Origin of the sequence: Kineothrix alysoides (genome assembly GCF_000732725.1) — a bacterium.
GTDB classification, from domain to species: domain Bacteria; phylum Bacillota; class Clostridia; order Lachnospirales; family Lachnospiraceae; genus Kineothrix; species Kineothrix alysoides.
In genome coordinates, this window is record NZ_JPNB01000001.1 from 1,614,396 (window position 1) to 1,639,842 (window position 25,447).

Sequence of the window (25,447 nt, forward strand, 5' to 3'; positions counted from 1 at the left end):
TAAGTGATATGATTATTATACAAACAGTAACAATTATTATTATTAAATATATAAATAGAAAGAGAGGTATTTTTTATGATAAACTCATCTCAAGTAGATAATCTGGTAAGCTTATTGGATGGTTATGCGGAAAAAGGCGGTCATCACCTGAACGTCAACGTATTGAACAAAGATACGCTTTTGGATGCACAAAAGCATCCCGAGAAATATCCTCAGCTTACTATCCGCGTCAGCGGCTATGCAGTTAATTTTATTAAATTAACACCTGAGCAGCAAAACGACGTTATAAGCAGAACCTTTCATGAAATCATCTAACTCCCCTCTATAGAATAGAACTATAAAAAAGCCTGCCGCACTAATATTTGTACGGCAGACTTTTTATGTTCTGCTTTTTTATATGATTTTTTATACTATCAGCTCTTTTGTATTATCGCTTTTCTATTATCACTTTTGATAGAAATCTTGCCTTTGTCATACCTTTTGGGGTTATTGATTAACTACTCTGTTTTTCTCTGCCTTCTAACACTTTTTTCCCATTTCCATGTGTAATTGCTCAAATAATGCCGAAAGGTCATTAAACGGTGCGGAACATGCTCCGTTATGGCACAAATAATACATCGTTCCGGTTTCGGGAATCGGATAGTCTGACGTAAAATGGGCTACTTGTTTCAATTCTTCCTTATTTTCATGGGTTTTGACAAGCAATGTCAAATTGGGTAAAGGTGTTTTTTTAAGATAGGTGATCAATTCTTCCGGAATACTTTTTTCAGCAGTTGCACAAACAAGTTCAAAAGAAGAATAAACTGCCTGAGAGACAGCAAGCAAAGCCATGCTGTGCCCTGCCGGATACTCTTGTATTGAAGCGGTCAAAAAGCAAAATTGACGATAACTTATTTCCTGCCACTTCGTTTCACCCGTTAATTTTGAAAGGCATTCCAACACGACTGCCGCTACCGAATTACCAGATGGAATCGCACCGTCATAAGTTTCTTTCGGACGACTGACCAGCTGCTCGCTATCTTTAGAATAGAGAAAAAATCCGTCTCGTTCTTGATCCCAGAAATGACTGATCATTAATTCTGAAATATAAATAGCCTGCTGTAAATATTCAATTTCAAATGTGGATTTATACAACTCGAGTAGCGCAAAAGCATAAAATGCATAATCATCGAGCTGACCCGCGTGTGCAGCCTCTCCTTTACGCCAGCGAATCTTTAATTCACCGTTTTCATCAATTAGGGCCTTTTGCAGAAAGTACTGCCCTTTCTTTGCTGTTTGTATATATCCAGGGTTATCGAGCAACCATCCCGCTTTTGCCAACGCTGCAATCATAAGAGCATTCCATGAAGTAAGTACCTTATCATCTTTATGCAACTGAGTACGATTCAGACGGTAAGTGTATAGTTTATGAGAAAGTTCTTTTATTCTAAGATCCATCCCGGCATATTTAGGATTGTCCAGTAAATTTAAAATGTTCTTTCCTTCAAAATTTCCATACTCAGTTATTCCATACCATGAACAGAAAATATCTCCATCTTGTTCACCCAATACATTAAATACTTCCCGTTTTGTAAATACATAATATTTTCCCTCGACACCATCACTGTCCGCATCTTGTCCGCAATAAAACCCACCATTTTCATCATACAGTTCTCGCATCACATAATCCAGAGTACGCTCTGCTACCATTTGGAAAAATACATCCTTAGTGATGTGGTATGCATCCAAATAAGCAAGAGTAAGCAAGGCATTGTCATAGAGCATTTTTTCAAAATGAGGGACAAGCCATTTTTCATCGGTGGAATAACGCGAGAAACCGCCTCCGAGGTGATCGAAGATCCCACCGCGGAACATTTGAGTAAGCGAGTGCTTTACCGCATCTAATATAAAAGATTCTTTTTCCAGCAAAGAATACAGTAAAAGAAACAGGAAATTGTGAGGCGTCGGAAATTTGGGTGCTGTTCCAAATCCCCCCCATTGGGTATCATAAATACTCTTAAACTGCTCCACCGCTTTTACCAAAAGAGCTTTATTTGGTTCTCTGTTCTTTCTGCCGGTTTCCTTATGCCCATTCAATAAGGCTGTAACTTGTTCTCCCTTCGAAAGAAGAACATCACAGTCCGTTTCCCATACCTGTTTAACAGCTGTCAGCAGTTCCATAAGTCCCATTCTGCCATAAGCTGCTACTTTCGGCAGATATGTTCCGGCCCAGAACGGTTTTTGAGACGGCGTCATGATAACAGTAAGAGGCCAGCCGCCTGAACCGGTGAGCATTTGGCATGCCGCCATATAGACTGCGTCAATATCAGGGCGTTCCTCTCTGTCTACTTTGATGCAGATATAATCGTTATTAAGCACCGCTGCTACATCCGCATCCTCAAATGATTCATGAGCCATGACATGACACCAGTGACAGGTGGAGTAGCCAACGGAAAGAAATACAGGCTTATTTTCCGCTTTTGCTTTTTTAAACGCTTCTTCGCTCCATGGATACCAATGCACTGGATTATGAGCATGCTGTAGAAGGTAAGGCGATTTTTCATGAATTAATCTATTGAACTCTGTGGTTTTACTAGCAGACATTTTACCTCTCTTTCATTGCCAAAGTATTTGCTTTATAGTGTGTCCAAAAAAAGAAAGGATACCATAAAAGTATCTCTTTTTTATCGGGAATAGTCTTCTCTACAATACTGTTTCGACACCCATCTAAGGACTCTGATTATATCTTAAATCTAAATCTTATATTATTAAAGTTTATTCCACTGCACAACGAGATATATTTCAATTACAAAAAGGAAGCTTTATACATCAAAGCTTCCTTTCAACATATTTATTGTTATCTTTTCAATTCAATTATACCTGAGCTACGTCCTTCATAGAAAAACTGAGTCTTCCCATCTTGTCCTTGCCAAGGCATACTACTGTCACCTTATCTCCAAGAGACAGCACATCCTCTACGCGGTTGATTCTTTCCTTTGCAATCTTGGAAATATGAACCATTCCTTCTTTGCCCGGCGCGAATTCCACAAATGCACCGAAATCCTTAATGCTGACAACCGTTCCCTTGAAAATCTGTCCTTCTTGGAAGTCGGTCGTGATGATTTTAACGATTTCCACTGCTTTATCCATCATCTCTGCATCTGTACCGCAGATAGATACTTTTCCATCATCGGTAATATCAATTTTAACGCCAGTACGTGCGATGATTTCATTGATGGTCTTACCGCGCTGTCCGACTACATCACCGATTTTTTCCGGATCGATCTGAACGGAAATAATCTTAGGTGCATACGGTCCTACTTCTTTTCTGGGCTCAGCGATAGCGGGAATCATAATTTCGTTAAGAATATACTCTCTCGCTTCTTTCGTATTGCGAATCGCTTCCTCTACGATAGGTCTGGTCAGACCATGAATCTTAATATCCATCTGAATAGCGGTAATTCCGTCGTGAGTACCGGCCACTTTGAAGTCCATATCTCCGAAGAAATCTTCCAGGCCCTGGATATCCGTAAGCACGATATAATCCTCGTCACCATCTCCCGACACAAGACCGCAGGAAATACCGGCAACCGGCTTGCTGATAGGCACACCGGCAGCCATAAGGGACATCGTGGAGGCACAAACGGATGCCTGAGAGGTAGAACCGTTGGATTCAAACGTCTCGGATACCGTACGAATCGCATAAGGGAACTCCTCTTCCGTAGGAAGTACAGGAATAAGAGCCTTCTCTGCCAAAGCTCCATGTCCTATCTCACGGCGTCCGGGCCCTCTGCTGGGTCTCGTCTCTCCTACCGAATAGGACGGGAAATTGTAGTGGTGCATATATCTCTTATTTACTTCATTTTCATCCAAACCGTCAATTCTCTGCATATCTGACAGAGGCGCCAACGTTGTTACCGTGCAAATCTGTGTCTGACCGCGTGTAAACATTGCGGATCCATGCACTCGGGGAATCAAATCAACTTCGGCTGCGAGATGTCTGATCTGCTTGATCGCACGGCCGTCCGGACGCTTGTGATCCTTTAAAATCATCTTGCGTACTGTTTTCTTCTCGTACTGATAAATCGCTTCGCCTAAGATAGCAAGCCATTCTTCGTTCTCCGAAAAGACCTCTTCCAGCTTCGCCGTAATCTTTCTTATATTATTTTCACGCACCTGTTTCTCATCGGTGAATACCGCTTCTTCCATTTCTTCAGGAGTTACGATTTTCTTCATCTCTTCGAACATTTCTGCCGGTACTGCACAGCTTGTATATTCGTGCTTCGCTTTTCCTACCTCTGCAACAATCTGATTGATGAATGCGATTATCGTCTGATTGATTTCATGTGCCAAATAAATCGCTTCTATCATTTTGTCTTCCGGCACCTCGTTCGCACCGGCCTCAATCATAATCACCTTTTCTCCGGTAGAAGCTACCGTAAGGTTCAAATCGCCGATTTTCCACTCTTCTTGAGAAGGGTTGATGACGAACTCACCATTGATCATACCTATCTGTGTCGTAGCACACGGTCCGTCAAAGGGAATGTCGGAAATGCATGTTGCAACTGCGGAACCGATCATCGCTACCAGTTCAGGGCGGCAGGTCGGGTCTACAGACATTACCATATTGCTGAGAGTGACATCATTTCTGTAATCCTTAGGAAAAAGAGGTCGCATCGGTCTGTCGATAACGCGGCTCGTTAAAATAGCGTTCTCAGAAGCCTTACCCTCTCTCTTATTAAATCCACCGGGAACCTTTCCAACTGCGTATAATTTTTCTTCATATTCTACGCTTAAAGGGAAGAAATCGATTCCTTCTCTCGGCTTATCGGAAGCCGTAGCCGTACAAAGCACGGTAGTCTCACCATACTGCATGAATGCGCAGCCGCTTGCCTGCTTGCCGACTCTGTCTATATCGATGCGCAGAGTTCTTCCAGCAAGATCCATTGTAAAAGTTTTGTAATTTTTTTCCATTTACTCTTTTCTCCTTTTTTATACTTAAAAGGCAAGAGATACCGAAACTACTGATGTACTCTCGAAGCAGAAAAACTTTTAAGTTCGAGCTCACATCAGTGGTCTCGGAGTATCCCCTCTGCCTTTTATTAACAAATACCGCTTTACGCATAAAAAGACGGACACTGCAACCTATCAGTCTGTATCCGCCTTTTTTCCATTTAATAATTACTTTCTGATTCCGAGTCTTTCAATTAAAGAACGATATCTCTCAATGTCGGTTTTCTTCAAATAACCGAGCAGACCACGTCTCTGTCCAACCATTTTGAGAAGACCTCTTCTTGAGTGATGATCCTTAGTATTGTTCTTCAAATGCTCTGTAAGCTCTTGAATTCTCGCTGTAAGTACCGCAATCTGTACCTCCGGTGAGCCGGTGTCGCCTTCTGTTCTGGCGTATTCCTGAATAATTGCTGTTTTCTTTTCCTTTGAAATCATTTGATTTCCTCCTTCTTGTCTTAACGCCGTATACTAAGATCGGGTCGGAGTCGTCCCTAATCTGAGTATCGGTTCCATATCATACTTTGCTATTTTAACACATTTTATTCTTCATGTAAACACCACAAATCAATTTTGGGGCAAAACCCGTACTATTTTTGCAGGGGTCCGATAGTTATATTTAGAAATCTTAATTCCCGTCTTAGGGCTGCTGGCATGCACCACCTGGCCTCCGCCGATATACAGTGCCACATGGTTGATGCTGCCGCCTTTCGCATAGAAAATCAAATCGCCGGGCTGAGCTTCGGAGATGGATATTTTCGTCCCTGCTCCCGCTTGCGAGCCTGAATTTCTAGGCAAGGAGATGCCGAAGTTTTTAAATACGCTGAGCACGAATCCGGAGCAATCCGTCCCCTTGGTCAGGCTCGTTCCTCCCCATACATAAGGATTTCCCACAAACTGCTTCGCATATTGGCACAAATCCACACGAATGTCGGACACGCCTTGTCCATATAACAACTCAGTCATCGTAATGGCTTTTGCAAGCTTCTCCTCCACGCTGACATATTCCGCCGCAACATAATTTTCCTCATCGTCAATCAGAACCTTAACCCAGTCGCCCTCAACTGCAACCACATCCAGTTCTTCTCCCTGAGGAACCATAGTAATTATCTCACAGTCCGTATTCGGCTTTTCTCTGACCTTTAAACTGTCGGTATTGACTACCGCAACTACAGCCATCGCTTCATTCGCACGTTTTTTCGCATTCCAGCCGTCCAATAGGAATTCGCTCTTCACATAGCCCTCTACCTTTCCAGACTTGATAAGCGTCCATTCTCCTTCGCTCTTTATGATTTCACAGGCCGCGTTCTTCGGAAGCTTCCCTACCAGCTTTCCGTCATCCGCAGGCGTCTGTCTGATATTCAAATTATTGTCCACATTGGAAATGCCGAGATTCGTATATCCCCAGAGCGCCCCCTGAGCATCATCCGCCGCAGCGATATATTCCGCCTGCGTCCTTTCTGCTTCCAGCAAGGCTGCTGCTCCTACCGGCTGTGCTATTGATTCCTTTATCGGTTCCGTGGCCGCAACTGCCTTCGACTTCAGCACACTGGACGCAGCCATGCTCTCTGCTATGGAATAATTCGTTCCCAGTTCATCGTTTGCGACAGACGAAACCTCTTTCGATACGAACAGCTTCTCCAGAGTTTCACTGCCTTCTATCGCATATACCGGAGTATTCTGCAGTAAAATCATTCCCGTTATGCACATGCTGGCAATGCCCGTTAGTTTATATTTCATGAAAACCTCCGTGATATATTACAAAATTATTAAATATATTACAGGGTTATTATAACAATAGAAAATACCGCTGTCAAATAAAAAAAAGCGGGAAACTTTGGAAGTGTTCGCGCTTTTTCTACTTTTTTCTGCATTGTCTTTCTAAATCTGGCTGTCCCTTTCAGGCATAAGGTTCAGGATCCGAAGTGAAATGCTTTTCCTTCTTCGATATCCTTCATCATCTGCTCCTTTAAAGCGTCCTTGCCGTCAAATTTCTTCTCAGGCCTCTTATAAGAAAGCAGCCTTATCGTCATCTCTTCTCCGTAAATATCCTCGTCGAATTCATAAATAAAGGTTTCCACACCCATCTGCCCGTTGTCGCTTACTGTGGGCTTGTATCCGATATTCGTTATCCCGGCATATTTCCTTTCTTTTATAAATACTTCGGAATAATAGACCCCCCTTGGGGGCAATAGCTTAGCCGCAGAAGGCAGGAGATTTGCCGTAGGCATTCCAATCGTTCTGCCGTAACTGTTTCCATGCGCTATCGTCTCGCTTATACCATAAGGAGCGCCCAACAGCTTAGCCACCATTTCCATATTGCCTTTCTCTAATTCCTCCCGCACGTAGGTGGAACTGATTTCCCGTCCGTTAAAGTAAATCTTATCAATAATCTCCACCTGATATCCGAAACGCCCTGCCATGGAACGAAGGAGCATATAATTTCCGGCTCCCTTATCGCCGAAAGACACGTCAGGTCCTGCTGCTATGTATTCGGCATGGAGCTTCTTCACCAGAATATCTTCGATGAAATCTTCAGGTAAAGTAGCGGCAGTCTGCACCGTCAAGGGAAATTCTATGAGCACATCGATCCCCATCTGCTCAAAGGCCATTCTCTTTTCCTTCTTCGTCATTAATTCCCTGTCATCCGCCCTTCCAAAAAGTACGGATGGCGGGGGATCGAAGGTAAAAACAACCGCTTTCTGACCTTGTTCCTTCTGCTCTAATATATTGCCAAGCAGCTTCTGATGCCCCAAATGGATACCGTCGAACTTACCTATGGAAACTGCACTCTTTCCACACAACTCGAATTCTGTCGTTCCTTGAATAATTTGCATTTTATTTCTCCAAAAACATTTTCACGGGAACAAACCGCTCCTCTTGTGAACAATATTCATATATACCGTAAAACTTTCCTTCGCCGCCGTACACCCGCACCGTCTCTTTATCCCCGTATGCGTCCTCCGTAATCAGCATGTCGGCGTAAAAGGAGTTCCCGTTATCGATTAGCTTCTTAAACTTTTCCTCTACCGTTACCGCTTTATAATCTTTAAAGACTGCATCCACCGGAAGTATGTAATTCCCCATCGTTCCCTGCCCTGCAGCCTTTTCTATATCGCCAAGCGTCATAGCATCTTCCAAAACAAAGCCACCGGCACGGGTCCTCTCCAGATGTGTCATCACGGCCCCGCATCCCAGCTTCTGGCCGATGTCATGGCATAGCGTCCTGATATAGGTACCCTTGGAGCATCCTACCGTCATAGCGGCCTTGGGAAGCTCTATACTGCTTATTGTTATATAATCAATGTGTACCGGCCTTGCCTTCCTCTCGATTTCCTTACCTTCGCGCGCAAGCTGGTACAGCTTCTTTCCGTCTACTTTAATGGCAGAATACATGGGCGGAACCTGATCATAGGCCCCGACGAAGGACAAGATCGCCTCCTGCGTCTGTAATACGGTAATGTCCACCGTTTCTTCCGAAAGGACTTTACCCGAAATATCCTGCGTATCCGTTACTCTTCCAAGAAGAAATTCCGTCTGATATTCCTTGCTCTTATCCGTAAGCATATCGCACAGCTTCGTAGCACTCCCAAGGCATACCGGGAGCACCCCTACCGCATCCGGGTCCAGCGTCCCGGTATGCCCGATCTTCTTCTGCTTCAATATTCCGCGAAGCTTCGCCACTACGTCATGGGAAGTAAATCCTGCCTCTTTATATACATTGATAATTCCGTTATACATCTTCCCTCTCCACTGTCTTTTGCATCTTTTATTTCATGTTCTTCTGTAATTCTTTTTCGATGTGCAGAGAAAGATTATTCACTACATCGTGAAAGGTACCGTTCATCGTACAGCCTGCAGCCCGCACATGCCCACCACCGCCGAAAAATACGGCAATCTGCGCTACGTCCACCATTCCTTTGGAGCGCAGGCTTACTTTGTATTCCATCATTCCCGTCTTATACATGAAAATGGTGCACTCCACACCCTCCGTATGATTAAGTTGACTCACAATACCCTCCAGGTCTTTAGAGTCCGCATGATAAAAAGCGAGGGTTCTCTGATGTATCGCACTGACAATACATTTCCCGTCCATAAATGTAATACTTTCCAAAAGCGCACGCCCCAGCAGAAGGTTCTGCACATAGGTCTTTTCATAAAAGGTCTTTTCTATGATTCCAGAAAAATCAAAGCCGAAGGAAATCAGCTTAGATGCTATCGCAAGTGCGTCCGGTGTTGTATTGGAATAATTGAAGACTCCCGTATCGTGTATGATACCAATATAAATCGCCTTAGCGATTTCCTCATCCAGCTTTTCTTCATCTAATACTTTGTAAATCAGCTCGCTGGTAGAACTGGCCTGCGCATCGATATAATTCGTGCCGCTGCAGCCTTTATTGCTGATATGGTGGTCGATATTTATCTTCTTAACCGCATTGTCAAAAAGCTTTTCCGCCTCTCCCATACGCTCTTTCACCGTATCGAGCGCAATAAAAGCATCGAATTGTTCCACCTGTGTCTTAAAATCGGTCCGGATTTCTTTCACGGCCCCGAGGCAATCGAAAACCTCCGGTGGCTGCTCTAGAAACACCTCCACCTGAGCCTTGGGAAATTCTTTTTTTAAGTACATATATAAAGCCACGCAGGAGCCGACACAATCTCCGTCGGGTCTGATATGGCCGCTGATGCCAATAGTCTGCGCTCCCTTTACTTCTTCTGAAATTTTCATCGTCCGCCCCCTTCCTCCGCCTACACAAGCGGAAATCAAACATTTACTTCTTATTCCTCTTCTTTGCTGCCGTCCTTATTCACTTCGTCGATCAGCTTGGACATGTTCACGCCATAAGCGATGGACTGGTCCATAATAAAAGTAATCTCCGGCGTATTTCTTAGATTGATTTCTTTCGCCAGCTGGTTCTTAATGTAGCCGCTCGCGCTTTTTAAGCCGGCCAGCGTACTTTTTAGTGCCTCTTCCTCTCCCAGCACGCTGATCCATGCCTTGCATGTCTTTAAGTCCGGAGACACTTCCACCGATACCACTGAGGTAAGCGGGCTGATACGCGGGTCCTTGATTCCGCCGCGTATGATTTCAGCCAAAGCTCTCTGCACTTCCCCGTTGATCCGTGTATTCTTTAAACTATTTTTTCTCATATTATCATCCATTTCCTTCAAGGCCGTACCGCACCAGGCATAAAACTCCTTAGCGGGGTACCTCTACCATAATATAAGCCTCTACGATATCCAACTCCTGTATCTGGTCGAAACTTTCAAATACAAGGCCGCACTCGAATCCGGCTTTTACTTCCTTGACGTCGTCCTTGAATCTCTTAAGAGAAGCCAGCTCGCCTTCGAAGATCTGCTCGCCCTCTCTCGTAACGCGAACCTTGCAGTCCCTTTTGAATATGCCGTCCAGCACATAGGATCCTGCAATATTGCCGATTGCTGATGCTTTGAATATCTGTCGCACCTCCGCGTGGCCGATTACCTTCTCTTCGAATACGGGGTCTAACATACCCTTCATCGCCGCCTCAATATCCTCTATTGCCTGATAAATGACCTTATAAAGTCTGATATCTACGCCTTCCCTCTCCGATATGGTCTTAGCCATAGCGTCCGGTCTGACGTTGAAGCCGATGATGATTGCCTGCGAAGCCGATGCCAGCGATACGTCCGACTCGTTGATAGCGCCTACGCCGCCATGAATACATTTTACTACCACCTCTTCGTTGGAAAGCTTGAGAAGGCTCTGCTTTACCGCCTCTACGCTTCCTTGTACGTCGGCCTTTACAATCAGGTTGAGTTCCTTCAAATTACCTGCCTGAATCTTCGTAAAGAGATCATCAAGAGACATCTTGGCTTTAGTATCCTCAAGCATCTTTTCTTTATTCTGAGAAAGATAGGTTTCTGCATAAGTTTTCGCAGTCTTATCGTTTTCATGAGCGATGAACACTTCGCCTGCGTTGGGAACGTCGGAAAGTCCTAAAATTTCTACCGGAGTAGAAGGAAGTGCTTCTTTTACCCTTCTTCCCTTATCGTCGATCATAGCCCTTACTTTACCGTGACATGCTCCTGCGGAAATAAAATCTCCCACATAAAGCGTACCTTTTTGTACCAGCACAGTGGCAACCGGGCCTCTTCCCTTATCCAATTCCGCCTCGATGACGAGACCTCTTGCACGTCTTTCAGGGTTTGCCTTAAGCTCCAGAATTTCTGCCGTAAGCAGAATGGTCTCTAACAGCGTATCGATGCCTTCTCCTGACTTTGCAGAAACGGGCACGAATTCTGTCGTTCCGCCCCAATCTACAGGAATCAGCTCGTATTCTGTCATTTCCTGCTTTACACGGTCCATATTGGCACTGGGTTTATCTATCTTGTTGACAGCCACGATAATTTCGATACCTGCCGCCTTCGCGTGGTTGATCGCTTCTACTGTCTGTGGCATTACACCGTCGTCCGCCGCAACTACGAGGATGGCAATATCCGTGGAATTCGCCCCGCGCATACGCATTGCGGTAAAGGCCTCATGGCCCGGTGTATCGAGGAAAGTAATCTTCTGACCGTTAACATTTACCGTATAAGCACCGATGTGCTGTGTAATGCCGCCGGCTTCCTTATCGATTACGTTGGTCTTACGGATAGCGTCTAGCAGCGAAGTCTTTCCATGGTCGACATGACCCATAACGCATATGACCGGGGGCCTTGTAGCCAACTCTTCCTCTTTTTCGTCTTCTTCCTTTAACAGCTCTTCGATGACGTCAACTTTGACCTCTCTTTCGCAGATAATATCGTATTCGATCGCGATATTTCCCGCCTCTTCGAAGGAAAGTTCGGAATTCACTGTTACAACTTGGCCCTGAAGGAATAGCTTTTTAATGATGGCAGAGGGTTGCAGCTTCATTTTATCCGCGAAATCTTTAATCGTAATGAATTCCGGCACTGTAATTACTTTAATCTGCTCTTCCTTTGCATCTTCCGCCCTCTTTTCCGGTTTGATGAACCTTCCGGCCTTATTTTTGTTCAGCGTTTTTACATCCTCTTCGTAAATGAAATCTTTTTTGGAACGCTTATCTTTTTCCTGACTGATTCTGCGCTTTTCTTCGTCTCTGTGCTTTTCAGTATCCTTTACCGGGCTTTCCGGCACGAAACCTTTGGCAGGTGCAGCTTTTCTGAACTTATTGTCCGCCCCTGCATTGCCTCTGCCACCGCCTTCATTATTGTTAAAAGGCCTATTGCCCCTTGTATTAGAAGAATAATTGCGCCTATCGCCTTGATTCTCCTGATTGCCTGCATAAGGAGGGCGATTCGTTCCCCGGTTATCATTTCTATTGTCGCTCCGATTTTCATTTCTGTTATTATCTGGTCTGTTATTATTGTACGGTCTGTTATTGCCGCTGTCAGTCCTGTTGTTATTGTACGGTCTGTTTCCGCCGCCGTCAGTTCTGTTGTTATTATACGGTCTGTTTCCACCGCCGTCAGTTCTGTTGTTATTATATGGCCTATTGTTGCTGCCGTCAGTTCTAACGCCATCAGTTCTGTTATTATTATACGGTCTGTTTCCGCCGCCGTCAGTTCTGTTGTTATTATACGGTCTGTTGTTGCTGCCGTCAGTTCTAACGCCATCAGTTCTGTTATTATTATACGGTCTGTTGCTGCCGCCGTCAGTTCTGTTGTTATTATACGGCCTGTTTCCGCCGCCGTCAGTTCTGTTGTTATTATACGGCCTGTTTCCGCCATCGGTTCTGTTGTTATTATACGGTCTGTTTCCTCCGTCGGTTCTGTTGTTATCCGTTCTTCTCGGTGATTCCGTATTGCCGCTGCGATTATTAGTATAGCTGTTTCTTTCCGCAGTATCCGTCTCTCTCGTACTTACTGCCGATATCTGAGTCTCCGTCACGGGAGCTGCTTCCTGCATCGGTTTCGTCTCCTTTTTGAGTGTATTAACAGACGATACCATCGTCACGGGAGGAGTAGGCGAAGGTGGCGTCAATGGTTTTACCGGACGATAAGGCTCTGCAGCCTTTTTCTGATTTGCATTCACCGGATTGTTATTGCCAGGAGCTGGGGCCGATTTTCTCTCACTGCCCTGCTGCTGGGGCTTTTGTCCCGGCATCTTGCTGTTGTGAGGATTACTCACAAAAATAATTTTCTTCTTTTTCTTAGGTATATCTGCTGTTTCCTGCTCTGCTTTTACAACTTCCTGCTTCGTCGTCTCAGCCCTCTCTTTCCCAAATTGCTTTCTTATAAGCGCTACTGCATCGTCTTCGATAGAACTTTGCGGTGCCTTAGCTTCTATTCCCTTTTCTTGTAGAAAAGAGAGAATATCTTTACTCTGTTTATCTAATTCTTTCGCAAGTTCATGTACTTTCATTTTCGCCATGCTCACTACCTCCGTTTTATTCTTCTGATGCTTCCAAATGCTTCTTTATGGACTTTGCAAATCCATTATCCGTTACTGCTAATGAAGAGCGCATTTCTTTACCCATGGCGTGCCCCAGTTCCTCTTTCGTTCCATATTGAAAAAACGGCACATTATAAAAGTCACACATATTGCGAAACATTTTTATGGTATTATCGGAAGCGTCCTTACTGACTATGACCAATACCGCACTTCCCGTCTTCACTGCTTTTTCTGTTGCTGTCTCTCCGCTCACTACATTTCTGGATCTGGCAGCGAGGCCGAGTAATGAATATATTTTATTCATTCTCCTCTGAACTCCTTCTCCAGCTTTTCATAAACCTCATCTGGAATACTCATTTTGAAAGATCGCTCAAGTCCTTTATTCTTTCTTGCCTTTTTGAGGCATTCCTCAGAAATGCATACATAAGCGCCTCTTCCATTCTTTTTTCCTGTTACGTCGAGAATAATGTCGTTCTCTGCAGTTTTCAAAACTCGCATCATTTCCTTCTTGCTCTTCATTTCACCGCAGCCTATACATTGTCTCAAAGGGATCTTCTTCGCCATATCATACCCTTTCTGAACTTATAGTATCAATTGATGCTATAACTGTCTATTCTTCTGCCGGAATCTCTTCCAAGCTATCCTCTTCTACATACTCCCCATCATACTCTTCATCATATTCCTCGTCATACTCGTCATATTCATCCGCGTAATCCTCATAACGGAATCCTGGCGAATCCTTCGCCTGTGTCTCACTCTTGATGTCTATCTTATATCCGGTCAGCCTTGCAGCAAGCCTTGCATTCTGTCCTTCCTTGCCAATTGCCAGAGAAAGCTGATAATCCGGTACTACGACCTTCGCGGTCTTTTCATCGGGATCTGCAAATACCGCAACGATTTTTGCAGGAGATAATGCATTCTGAATGAGATTGCCGGGATTTTCATCCCAGTTGATGATATCTATTTTTTCCCCGCGCAGTTCTTCCACAATAGAATTCACTCTGGACCCGTTTAAACCTACACACGCGCCTACGGCATCTACGTTAGGATTGTTGGACCAAACAGCCATTTTCGTTCTGCTTCCCGATTCCCTCGCAATGCTCTTAATTTCAACCGTACCGTCCTTAATTTCCGTAACCTCAGACTCGAACAGCCTCTTCACCAACTCCGGATGGGTACGGCTAACGAGAATCCTCGGTCCCTTTGGCGTATTCTTCACTTCCAAAATATATACTTTAACCCGTTCCGTGGGCTTGAAAACTTCGCCTTTTACCTGCTCTGTTTCATTCAATATTCCGTCAGCTTTTCCTAAGTTTATGCTGATGTTCTTTCCTACATAACGCTGTACAATTCCTGTTACCACATCTTTCTCTTTTTCATAATACTGGTTATAGATAACGCTTCTTTCTTCTTCCCTTATTTTCTGCAGAATAACGTTCTTCGCATTCTGGGTCGCAATACGTCCGAATTCTTTGGATTTGATTTCCACGTGAAGAAGATTTCCAATCTGTGCCCTCTGTGAAATCTCTTTCGCATCGTCAAGGGAAATCTGGCAGCAATCGTCCTCTACCTCTTCCACTACTTCCTTCTCCGCATAGCATAAAAAATCGCAAGTCTCTCTGTTAATTTCGACCTTGATGTTATCCGATTTTCCAAAATGATTTTTGCAAGCTGTAATCAATGAATTCTCAATGGCATCAAACAATGTTTCTTTGCTGATTTCCTTTTCCTTTTCCAGAATATCCAATGCTTCCATCAATTCTTTGTTCATTTTTCTCTTTTCCTTTCTGCTATCTCGTACCGAGATTATCCTCTCTAAAAATCAAGTGCTAATCTGATTAATGCGATATCTGTTCTTTCAAAAACCAGTTCATTCTCAGCCTCTATCGTTATGGATTTCTCATCGTATGCTTTCAATACGCCTTTGAACTCCTTACACTTGTCTATCGGTTTATATGTTTTAATTTCCACTTCTTTCCCGATGCTCTTCTCCAAATGCTTATCTTTTTTCAATGTTCTTCCAAGCCCCGGACTGCTCACCTCTAAAATATAGGCATCACTTATAAAATCCTTCTCATCTAACGCATCCGACAACGCACGGCTTACCGCCTCGCAGTCGTTGATGTTCACTCCCTCCGACTTGTCGATGTAAGCGCGAAGGTAAAAATCGCTCCCCTCTTTTACATATTCCACATCGTAAATCTCTACGCCAGCTTTCTCCACTATCGGCTTAAGCAGCTCTTCTGTCCTGTTTTCATATGTTTCTTTTCTGGACACCTATTCACCTGTTCCTTTCCCAATTTCTAAAAGAAAATTTCTTTCAAAAATTTCCTTTGGAAATTCCTGACGGAAACTTCCGTCAGAAAATCATTACCCGCAAAAAGAGTGGACTCGCAAGTCCACTCTAATCAACAGTAACATATATTCTTCCTATACTATAGCACCACATCCCGTTAAATGCAAGGATTTTCGAAAAAATAATGAAAGCAGCTCGTAGGGGAATCGAACCCCTGATTCCGCCGTGAGAGGGCGGCGTCTTAACCGCTTGACCAACGAGCCAGAACGAATACAAATCGAACTTTTTTTCTTGTTCATTTGCCGACTTGCTTATTTTATTATAAAACGACTAATATTGCAAGCACTTTTTTATTTTAATTTTGTATTTGTTCTATTTTTTTATTTTTCCTTTTTACGGGTCCTATTTTGTACCTTATTTATCGCTCCAGCAAATGGTTTACCGCTTCGATTACCTGCTCTACCTCGAAAGGCTTGGTAATGAAATCCGCAGCGCCTTCCTTAATTGCCTTGACCATCTTCTCTTTCTGTCCGGCAGCGGTAATCATGATTACCTTTACATTCTTGTCCTCTTCCATTAAATGCTCGAGCGCCTCCAAACCGTTCATAACCGGCATGGTAATATCCAAGGTCACTAAGTCCGGCTTCAATTCCCTGTATAAACCGATTCCTTCCTCTCCGTTCGCAGCCTCTCCAACTACTTCATGTCCTGCACGCTCCAATACTTCCTTCAAAATCTTTCGGGATGTCCTCGAATCGTCTATAATCAAAATACTTGCCATAATTATGTCCTCCTATTGATATATGTCTAAATTATACGGAAACGTTAAGTTTTGTGTCCATCGCAATGAAAATTTCTATCCTGCTGTTCTTAATATATAAGGGAATAACGAGTGCCTTCCCTTCGATCTTTATTCTTCCCTTCTGATAGAACATGGGAGGAACCATATCCACTGAAACTCCTTCTACGCTGAGTGCAGAAGCATACAATCCATTTACGCAGTTGATGAACTCACATACCGAGTCGAAGGCATACAAATCCATCTTTGTAAACTCTTCCTTCGCAAAAGTACTGGCAATTGTGAGCAGACTATTCTCTTCTCCTGAAAGCCCGAGCGTTATATTATGCTCCCCTTTTACGTCCTGCAATGCTATATCCTTGAACTCGTAATCTTCCACTTCCTCAGAAGGGCCGATTGCAATTCTGGAATCTATCAGCCGGATCACCGTGCGGATAGCGACTCCTGCAAGCTCCTGCGACCGCTCATCATCGCTTCTTATAAAAAGAGGCACAATGCGGTCCGCATCTCCGCTCTTTAAATCCTCGATATCGGTAGCTGTAAAACCGGTCTCCTTCCGGTACAGCTCCAGCGCCTTCTCTATTTCCTCCTGTGTCATAATGCCATTCTCTGTCATCGACTGCACGAATACAAGATAAGGATTACCCTGAAGCTTTAAAAGTCTCTCCACCTGATTCTCGGTCAGGTAGCCCTGCTCTACCGCAATATCGCCGAAGCGCTTGTCCTCCTGAGCCTGCCTTTTGTTTATTTTGTCTGCCTGTTCTTCAGTTAAAAGTTTTTCGGAAACAGCGATAAGTCCCATTTTTACCCGGACCTTCTTCTGATATTCCAATGCCTCTTCCAGCTTACTCGCCGAAATTAAATTTTTCTCCACTAAAAATCTCCCAAAAATATGACCAAACATACGTACCCTCCATCTGACATCTTATGTAATACCAAAACTTCCCTTTTATTATATAATATTTAAGAGACAAAATCAAATAAACTTATTTGATTTGATTCAGGAAGATTACCTAACAGATTCAAGGTGTCCATCAACTCGATAACTGTTTTGGACACCTTTGTCCTTTGCCTGAAATCATCCTTCGACAAAAATGCTCCGTCTTTAGCAGCTTCTACGATAGCATCCGCCGCTTTCTCCCCCAAGCCGTCTATACTGTTTAACGAAGGCATGAGCCCGCCCTCTACAATCTGGAACAAACGGGACTGGGCGGAAAAAATATCGATAGGAACGAATTCAAATCCCCTGGCGTACATTTCCTGAACAATCTTCATGTCTCGGAAGGAATCCTGCTCCTTTTTTGACAGCATATCGCTTCTGCGTTTATAGTCTGCCATCATCTTCTCCAAGTGATCCCTGCCCTGACACATCAGTTCATAGGAAAAAGCAGAGGCTCGAATACTGAAAAACGCCGCATAAAAAGCCAAAGGATAATTAATCTTACAATAAGCGATACGCCAAGCCATCATAACATACGCCGCCGCATGGGCCTTAGGAAACATATACTTAATCTTCTTACATGACCATATATACCAATCGGGCACATCTGCAGCCACCATGGCTTCTTCCATCTGAGGATTTAATCCCTTTCCCTTTCGCACGCTCTCCATTATATTAAACGCCAAGGAACTCTCCACTCCCATACCAATCAAATAGACCATGATATCGTCTCGAGTACAGATTGCTGTGGAAATAGTCGCTGTTCCTTCCTGAATAAGGGTCTGGGCATTTCCAAGCCATACATCCGTACCATGCGCCAGTCCTGCAATTCTGACCAGATCGGAAAAAGCCTGCGGCTTCGTATCGATCAACATCTGCATGGCAAACTCCGTACCGAACTCCGGTATTCCCAAGGCTCCCAGCTTACAGCCGCCAATCTGGTCAGGCGTAATTCCAAGCGCCTCCGTATTCTTAAACAGAGACATGACCTGCTTATCGTCTAAGGGAATCTTTACCGGGTCGATTCCAGTCAAATCCTGAAGCATACGAATCATGGTAGGATCGTCGTGCCCAAGAATATCCAGTTTCAATAGGTTATGGTCTATGGAGTGGTAATCGAAATGAGTCGTTACGGTGTCCGTGGTCATATCGTTAGCCGGATGCTGCACTGGTGTGAAGGAGTTGATATCCTCACCCAGGGGCAATACAATAATACCTCCCGGATGCTGGCCCGTGCTTCTGCGAATTCCCGTGCAGCCTACGACAATACGGTTGATTTCGCAAGTACGCTTTCTCCTCCCGCGCTCTTCGAAGTAATTCTTTACATAGCCGAAGGCTGTCTTATCTGCCAAGGTACCTATCGTTCCTGCCCGGTATGTTTGCCCCGCTCCGAAGATAACCTCCGTATATTTATGTGCCTTACTCTGGTACTCTCCAGAAAAGTTAAGGTCAATATCCGGCTCCTTATCCCCCTTAAATCCCAGAAAGGTCTCAAAAGGAATATCGAATCCGTCCTTCTTAAGCAGCGCACCGCAGACAGGGCATATCTTATCCGGCATATCGCAGCCTGCCCGCCCCGCATAGGCCTTTACCTCTTCGGAATAGAAATCATTATAGTGGCATTCGGAGCAGTAATAATGAGGACTCAGTGGATTTACCTCCGTGATACCTGCCATAGTCGCAACAAACGAGGAACCTACCGAGCCCCTGGAACCTACCAGGTACCCGTCTTCCACCGATTTCCAAACCAGCTTCTGGGCGATGATATACATTACTGCGAAGCCGTTGGTTATAATGGAATGAAGCTCCCGCTCCAATCTTTTTTCTACGATATCCGGCAGTACATCTCCATATATCTCATGTGCTTTATTGTAGCAAATATCTGTCAGTGTCTTATCGCTGTCAGGAATGATGGGTGCACATTTATCCGGCCTTACCGGAGACATGGTCTCTACCATATCTGCAATCAAATTCGTATTGGTAATGACTACTTCCTGTGCCTTATCGCTGCCTAGATAGGAGAACTCTTCCAACATCTCTTCTGTGGTACGCAAATAGAGGGGAGCCTGATCGTCCGAATCGGAAAACCCCTTTCCCGCCATAATAATACGGCGATATACCTCGTCCTCCGGATCGAGAAAATGTACGTCGCAGGTCGCCACTACCGGCTTGCCGAATTGCTCTCCGAGTTCGACGATTTTCTTATTGATGTCCATGATATCTTCCATGGAATTGATATTTCTTACCTTCTCCGACTCAATCATGAACTTATTGTTGCCAAGAGGCTGTATCTCCAGATAATCATAAAAATTAACAAGCCTTGCAATTTCCGCATCTGCCTTACCGTCTAACAGTGCGCGATAAAGCTCTCCTGCTTCACATGCGCTGCCGATAATCAAACCTTCCCTATATTTAAGGAGCAGGCTCTTTGGAACCCTCGGCCTCTTGCTGTAAAAGGTTAAATGGGATTCCGAAACAAGACGATATAGATTTACCCGTCCCGTATCGTTTTTGGCAAGGATAATCGCATGATAAGTAGGGAGCTTCCTTACAATATCAGGACTGGAGGCTCCAAGAGCATTTACCTTCTTTAACGTATCTGCGCCGTCTTCCTTAAGCATCGGAATGAACTTTACAAATATTTCCGCAGTAGCCTCCGCATCATCCACCGCACGATGATGGTTTTGGAGGGATATTCCCAATGTCTTCGCCACTGCGTCCAATGTATGCCTGGCCTGATGGGGCAAGAGTATTCTCGCGATACCCACCGTATCCACATAAGTAAATTCTTTCTCCAAGCCCAGCCTTCTGGCGTTTTCTATAATAAAGCTCATATCGAAATTAGCGTTATGGGCTACCAGTACCGCATCCTGACAGAAATCGAAAAATTGCGGCAATATCACATCGATCATGGGTGCCCCCATAACCATATCGTCATTGATGCCCGTTAGTTTTTCTATTTCAAAGGGAATCGGAACATCCGGATTCACAAAGGCAGAATATCTGTCCGCAATCTTCCCGTCAACTATCTTCACTGCACCAATTTCTATAATTCTGTTATGAACCGGAGAAAAACCCGTAGTCTCGATATCAAATACTACAAAAGTACTATCGAAATCCTGTCCTTTATCTCCTGTCACGATTTCCTTCAAATCATCTACCAAATAGGCTTCCATTCCATAAATAACTTTGAAGAAGTCCTGCTTATCGGGATTCTTATCTCCTGCTTCTTTTCTTTTCCCCTTCTCTGCCTTCCACAAATCCTCCCATACATGATTAGCGTCGGGAAAGGACTGCACGACTCCGTGGTCCGTTATGGCAATGGCCGGGTGCCCCCACTTATAAGCACGCTTAACAATATCCTTCGCCTCGGATACGCCGTCCATATCACTCATTTTTGTATGACAATGAAGCTCCACTCTCTTTCTGGCGCTATTATCCGACCGTGAAGATGTGAAATCCGGTATTCTCTTTACCCCGCTTATCGAGCCTATGGTCAGTTCGTTATCAAACTTATCGATAACAGCCACACCTTTGAGCTTCACAAACGCCCCCGGCCTCATTCCTTCCGTTATTTCCGCGACTTGTTCATTACCTGCAAACATCTTTACCGTCAGGGTATCCGAAAAATCCGTAATATCATAAATGAGAATGGTCTTCTCATTCTTTATCTCCCGTTTATCCATGCTTATGATCTTGCCGCGAATCGTTACTTCTCCCATTTCGCCGATAATATCCTCTATCGGCATCGCTTCCTCGTCGAAGTCTCTGCCATACAAGACATCCGGATTGTCGGAGCGCTTTACCGCTCTCCTGAAGTCTCCCTTCTCGCCGTCTTTTCTTCCGGCTCGGAAGCTTCCTCGCATCGCAGGCCCGTTCGGCTTCATCATACCGCCCGACTTAGCTTCTGCAGGCAGAACAACCTCCGCTTCCGGGTCCTTCTGTACGTCCTCGCCAAGAAGCGCTCCTCCCACCCTCGACGCAATATCCGCAACCTGCCTTGCGATTTTCAAGTCATCCTCTTCTTTATATTTTCCCGCTTTTCCTTCCTTATAATCCACGGAAATATCCACCTGAAATTCGAACCGCTCATTATATATCTTATCCAAGATACGAAGTAACTCCTCGGACTTGCTTCTCGCCGGTACGGAATCCTCTATCGTAAGCCGGATTTTATTTTCCGAAGGATATTCGATATCCGCATTCTTGAATATGTTGTATTCTACCGGACTATATTCCCGAAGTTCCAACAGGATACTATCCTTATATATATGCATGAACTTCTCGGGGTTATATTGTGCCGACAAATGATATTTTTCATATATTTTTATCGTCATGGAAAAACTGGGGAAGAGCTGCTTCTTTATCGACTCCTCCGCCTTCATAATATATTCCTTGTGAATGAGTCTGTCACTGGAAATATAAATACGCAAAAAATCCTTCCGCTTAGTGGCAGAAATTCTTTCCACCTCCACCTGACCGAATAAATCCTGCAGCTTATCCTCCAATTGTAACGACGGGAACACCTCAAAAAACTTTTTCAACTCTCATCAATCCTATTCTTAATTCCAGTTTAGCAGTTCTTCCTTTAAAACAGAAAGAAGCTGATTCTCCGGTACCTTTTTTATTATTTCGCCTTTTTTAATCAACAGTCCTTCTCCGGCACCGCCTGCAATGCCAATATCCGCCTCTCTCGCTTCTCCGGGGCCGTTTACCGCACAGCCCATTACGGCCACCTTAATATCTAACGGTATATCCTGAACCATCTGCTCTACCTCATTGGCGAGCTGAATTAAATCGATTTTTGTTCTGCCGCAGGTCGGACAGGAAACCACCTCTACTCCGCCTTTTCTAAGTTCCAGCGCACGCAGGATCAGCTTCGCCGACTTGATTTCTTCCACCGGGTCGCCGGTCAGAGATACCCGGATCGTATCGCCGATTCCCTGATATAAAATGATGCCAAGTCCTACTCCCGATTTGACATTTCCTCCCAAGAGCGTTCCCGACTCTGTAATTCCTACATGAAGCGGATAATCAATCTCCTTCGCCAGTATTTCATGAGCCTTTACGCACATGAGAACGTCGGAGGACTTGATACTGATTACCAGATTGTCGTATCCCAACTCCTCTATCATCCTCACCTTATCCAGCGCGCTTTCCACAATTCCCTGTGCAGTGACTCCGCCATACTTTTCTATTAGTTCCTTTTCCAAAGAACCGCTATTTACACCTACGCGAATAGGAATATCCCTCTCCTTCGCCACCGCTACAACTGCAGCTACATTTTCCTTTTTCCCGATATTGCCCGGATTAATCCTTATCTTATCCGCACCGTTTTCCATTGCGGCAACCGCCATCCGATAATCGAAATGAATGTCGGCTACAAGAGGTATGGATATTTGCTTTTTAATTTCCTTTATAGCAAGCGCTGCCTCCATTGTAGGCACCGTACAACGAATGATTTCGCAGCCTGCCTGCTCCAGCCGGTGTATCTGCGCCACAGTAGCTTCCACATCCTCCGTCCTCGTATTCGTCATGGACTGGATCAGAACAGGATTCCCGCCGCCGATTACTCTATTTCCTATATGTACAACCTTCGTATTATCTCTATACATGAATACCTCCCTGCCGGTATATCCGACAAAACATATGATAACTTGAAGTCTATCATACCCCTATTTTAGTGTCAAGGTGCGGGGAATTTCAAGTAAAAAGTTCTGCTTCTTTCCTCCATTGTGTCAAGCTCCGTACAAATAAGTGTCAGCTCATATTCCTTTCCCCCTTTAAAGCTATCCGCCGGTACTTCTAACTTCATATCTCCCGAGGGACTATACACAGTATCGTATCGGATAATTAACTTCTGTCCCTTTTCGTTCCTGACGATTACAGGAAACACATCCTCCTTCCCGGACGCCATACAAGGTGCCGCCAGAAGGAAGGATGCCATTGCGATACAAAAAACTGCCATAAGTCCTCTGTTCTTTTTAGAGGAAAGATAAACCGCCTTTATCTGCCTTACCTTTTTGCAGGGACCTGCCCGCCTGCATCCGAACACTGTTTTTATAAGGCAAAGACTGACGATAGCCCCTGCTGTAACTGCTGCTTTCCATTCATTGCCAATAAATCTCTCCCCTCCATATCTTCTGTATAACTCCCACTGCCGCCAAAATATACTCCCCGCAGTAAGCAATAATAAATAATAAATAACTCCTGCTATCGCATACATCCATTTCCGCCTCTTATCCGCCCCATTTTGCTTCTTTAACGCTTCCTCCATTTGTGCTATGCTCTGATAGCGTTTCTCCCTTTCCTTCTCCGTTGCCTTCCTGATTACTTTTTCCAGTCCGGGGGACAACGCTGCATTGTAAAATCTAAGGGGCTGTATGAGAAAGGGTGGCTGGGAAGGATCACTTCCCGTAAGCATATAGTGAAGGATGGCCCCCAGACCATAGACGTCACTCCTCTCATCCACAACCGTCCCTGCACTTCTGCCAAACTGCTCCGGTGCCGCATAGCCGTAGGTACCCGCACATATTCGTTCCTCCCCCTCCTCATATTTAAAATATGCACTGCCAAAATCGATGAGCTTCACTTCACCCTTATCGTTTATCATCACGTTAGAAGGTTTCATATCCCGGTAAATGATCGGTTCACCCCGCTCATGCAAATAATAAAGAACCTGCACAAGTTCACCCGCCCACGCGAGGGCCTGCTTTTGACCGATAGGGCCGAATTTCTTCACATAGCATTCAAGAGTCACTCCTTCTATATATTCCATAACGAGATATTTCTTCTCTTCCACTACTATATAATCCAGAATATTCGGAAGCGCCGGATGTTTCAATTTCTTGAGCAGTTCGACTTCTTTTCTTGCATACTTATTTCCATCATGAAATTCCTTTACTGCCACAGTGCTGCCTAAGCGTTCATCCCGTGCCTTATATACAATTCCGCTTCCCCCTTTTCCGATTTTTCCTTCTATACGGTATTTTTCTATCCGAAATTCTTCTATCTGATATTCTTCTGCTTGGGATTCTTCCATTTGATATCCTTCTATCTGAGATTCTTCTGTCTGATATTCTTCCATTTGGTATCCCTCTACCTGAGATTTTTCTGTCTGATATTCTTTCATTTGATATTTTTTTATCTTGGATTCCTCCATCTGATATTTATCTTCCGGTATATCCTCCAAATTTTCAGATTCATTTTCCAAGTCGATATCCTCCTTTACCCTGTTTTGATGACTATGGCAGAAATGTTATCCTTCTCCCCCTGCCTTTTGGAATAGTCGGCAATTTCCTTTATCCTGCGTCCAATTTGTTCTTTCGAAGTCAAATGGAACGGGAGCAGGGTCTCTGTTAATTTTTCCTCTGATATTACATGCCTGAAACCATCAGAGCAGAGTAAAAAGGTACTCTTTTTCTTTATCCTTCCTATATAACTGTCCGGTTCCCTCCACACAAAGCTTCCGATACATTTAGTTAAGATATGCTCACCTGCCGAGTGATCTCTGGTCAGACGCTTTAAAACTCCTTGGGAATTCATTCTTCCGGCTTTGCTCATTTTACATATTTCACTTATTTTACTCATTTTACTTTTTAGAGAAATACAGTAAGCCCTTGTATCCCCGCTATGCCAGAGCAAATAATGTTTTTTGTAAAAAATCATCATCGTGATTGTTGTCCCAAATTCTATATGCTCCTGAGACGCGAATTTTCTCATTTCTTCGTTACAAGCGTATAGACTTCGTATTCCTGCCCGTTTTATTTTTTTCATTCCTTTGTTTCGCGCCATCATGGGGAGTGCCTCTGCGTAAAACCATTCGGTCATTCGTTCCGCCACAAAGCCGCTGGCCTGTTCTCCCCTCCATAATCCGCCGATACCATCACATATGAGGGCAAATACCGTGCGATTGCCTTTTATAGACACTTCTTGAAGAGATAGGGAGTCTTCGTTTTGAGGACGAAAACCAGTATTCCAGTATAAATTGGTGAGGTAGTACATTTTTGCTCCTTTTTATTTTAG

20 protein-coding genes and 1 tRNA gene are annotated in these 25,447 nt (G+C 44.3%); 1 reads left to right on the forward strand and 20 read right to left on the reverse strand.

Annotated features, from left to right (window positions below; genetic code table 11):
- Positions 1-75: 75 nt before the first annotated feature.
- Positions 76-315, forward strand: a complete 240-nt coding sequence (gene grcA3, locus CC90_RS0107640; protein ID WP_031390203.1) for an autonomous glycyl radical cofactor GrcA3 — start codon at positions 76-78, stop codon at positions 313-315.
- Positions 316-519: 204 nt separating this feature from the next.
- Here grcA3 and CC90_RS0107645 read toward each other — a convergent pair whose 3' ends face one another.
- From CC90_RS0107645 to CC90_RS22995, 20 genes are all read right to left on the reverse strand, one after another.
- Positions 520-2,583, reverse strand: coding sequence for a thioredoxin domain-containing protein (locus CC90_RS0107645; RefSeq protein WP_031390204.1), 2,064 nt, complete (start codon positions 2,581-2,583; stop codon positions 520-522).
- A gap of 270 nt (positions 2,584-2,853) precedes the next feature.
- A complete protein-coding gene (locus CC90_RS0107650; protein WP_031390205.1) occupies positions 2,854-4,953 on the reverse strand; it encodes a polyribonucleotide nucleotidyltransferase in 2,100 nt (699 codons plus the stop codon).
- Positions 4,954-5,160: 207 nt separating this feature from the next.
- Positions 5,161-5,427, reverse strand: a complete 267-nt coding sequence (rpsO, locus tag CC90_RS0107655; RefSeq protein WP_031390206.1) for a 30S ribosomal protein S15 — start codon at positions 5,425-5,427, stop codon at positions 5,161-5,163.
- A gap of 129 nt (positions 5,428-5,556) precedes the next feature.
- The gene (locus tag CC90_RS0107660) at positions 5,557-6,729 is read right to left on the reverse strand and encodes a C40 family peptidase (RefSeq protein WP_108702615.1); all 1,173 of its coding nucleotides are present in this window, start codon (positions 6,727-6,729) and stop codon (positions 5,557-5,559) included.
- Positions 6,730-6,902: 173 nt separating this feature from the next.
- The gene (ribF, locus tag CC90_RS0107665; protein WP_031390208.1) at positions 6,903-7,826 is read right to left on the reverse strand and encodes a riboflavin biosynthesis protein RibF; all 924 of its coding nucleotides are present in this window, start codon (positions 7,824-7,826) and stop codon (positions 6,903-6,905) included.
- Between the two features lies 1 nt (position 7,827).
- Positions 7,828-8,730: a tRNA pseudouridine(55) synthase TruB gene (gene truB, locus CC90_RS0107670; protein ID WP_031390209.1), complete on the reverse strand. Its 903-nt coding sequence runs from the start codon at positions 8,728-8,730 to the stop codon at positions 7,828-7,830.
- A 28-nt stretch (positions 8,731-8,758) separates the two neighbouring features.
- On the reverse strand, positions 8,759-9,718 hold the full coding sequence (locus CC90_RS0107675) for a DHH family phosphoesterase (RefSeq protein WP_031390210.1): 960 nt from the start codon (positions 9,716-9,718) through the stop codon (positions 8,759-8,761).
- 50 nt (positions 9,719-9,768) lie between these two features.
- Positions 9,769-10,140, reverse strand: coding sequence for a 30S ribosome-binding factor RbfA (rbfA, locus tag CC90_RS0107680; RefSeq protein WP_031390211.1), 372 nt, complete (start codon positions 10,138-10,140; stop codon positions 9,769-9,771).
- A gap of 49 nt (positions 10,141-10,189) precedes the next feature.
- The gene (infB, locus tag CC90_RS0107685; RefSeq protein ID WP_081905905.1) at positions 10,190-13,366 is read right to left on the reverse strand and encodes a translation initiation factor IF-2; all 3,177 of its coding nucleotides are present in this window, start codon (positions 13,364-13,366) and stop codon (positions 10,190-10,192) included.
- Positions 13,367-13,382: 16 nt separating this feature from the next.
- Entirely contained in the window at positions 13,383-13,691 is a 309-nt protein-coding gene (locus CC90_RS0107690; protein ID WP_031390213.1) for a L7Ae/L30e/S12e/Gadd45 family ribosomal protein, read from the reverse strand.
- On the reverse strand, positions 13,688-13,951 hold the full coding sequence (gene rnpM, locus CC90_RS0107695) for an RNase P modulator RnpM (protein ID WP_031390214.1): 264 nt from the start codon (positions 13,949-13,951) through the stop codon (positions 13,688-13,690). The genes CC90_RS0107690 and rnpM overlap by 4 nt, the downstream gene beginning before the upstream one ends.
- A gap of 46 nt (positions 13,952-13,997) precedes the next feature.
- Entirely contained in the window at positions 13,998-15,158 is a 1,161-nt protein-coding gene (gene nusA, locus CC90_RS0107700) for a transcription termination factor NusA (protein WP_031390215.1), read from the reverse strand.
- Positions 15,159-15,202: 44 nt separating this feature from the next.
- Positions 15,203-15,664 (reverse strand): ribosome maturation factor RimP, encoded by a 462-nt coding sequence (locus CC90_RS0107705; RefSeq protein ID WP_031390216.1) that lies wholly within the window; start codon positions 15,662-15,664, stop codon positions 15,203-15,205.
- Positions 15,665-15,874: 210 nt separating this feature from the next.
- Positions 15,875-15,946: transfer RNA gene (locus tag CC90_RS0107710), tRNA-Glu, on the reverse strand.
- 155 nt (positions 15,947-16,101) lie between these two features.
- Complete coding sequence (locus CC90_RS0107715) at positions 16,102-16,464, reverse strand: response regulator (RefSeq protein ID WP_031390217.1); 363 nt, start codon at positions 16,462-16,464, stop codon at positions 16,102-16,104.
- 31 nt (positions 16,465-16,495) lie between these two features.
- A complete protein-coding gene (locus CC90_RS0107720; RefSeq protein WP_031390218.1) occupies positions 16,496-17,386 on the reverse strand; it encodes a chemotaxis protein CheX in 891 nt (296 codons plus the stop codon).
- Between the two features lie 59 nt (positions 17,387-17,445).
- On the reverse strand, positions 17,446-21,966 hold the full coding sequence (locus tag CC90_RS0107725; RefSeq protein WP_031390219.1) for a PolC-type DNA polymerase III: 4,521 nt from the start codon (positions 21,964-21,966) through the stop codon (positions 17,446-17,448).
- Positions 21,967-21,984: 18 nt separating this feature from the next.
- Positions 21,985-23,037, reverse strand: coding sequence for a flavodoxin-dependent (E)-4-hydroxy-3-methylbut-2-enyl-diphosphate synthase (ispG, locus tag CC90_RS0107730; protein WP_031390220.1), 1,053 nt, complete (start codon positions 23,035-23,037; stop codon positions 21,985-21,987).
- Positions 23,038-23,108: 71 nt separating this feature from the next.
- Positions 23,109-24,635 (reverse strand): serine/threonine protein kinase, encoded by a 1,527-nt coding sequence (locus tag CC90_RS22990; RefSeq protein ID WP_051869326.1) that lies wholly within the window; start codon positions 24,633-24,635, stop codon positions 23,109-23,111.
- A gap of 14 nt (positions 24,636-24,649) precedes the next feature.
- Entirely contained in the window at positions 24,650-25,426 is a 777-nt protein-coding gene (locus tag CC90_RS22995) for a PP2C family protein-serine/threonine phosphatase (protein WP_031390222.1), read from the reverse strand.
- Positions 25,427-25,447: the final 21 nt, after the last annotated feature.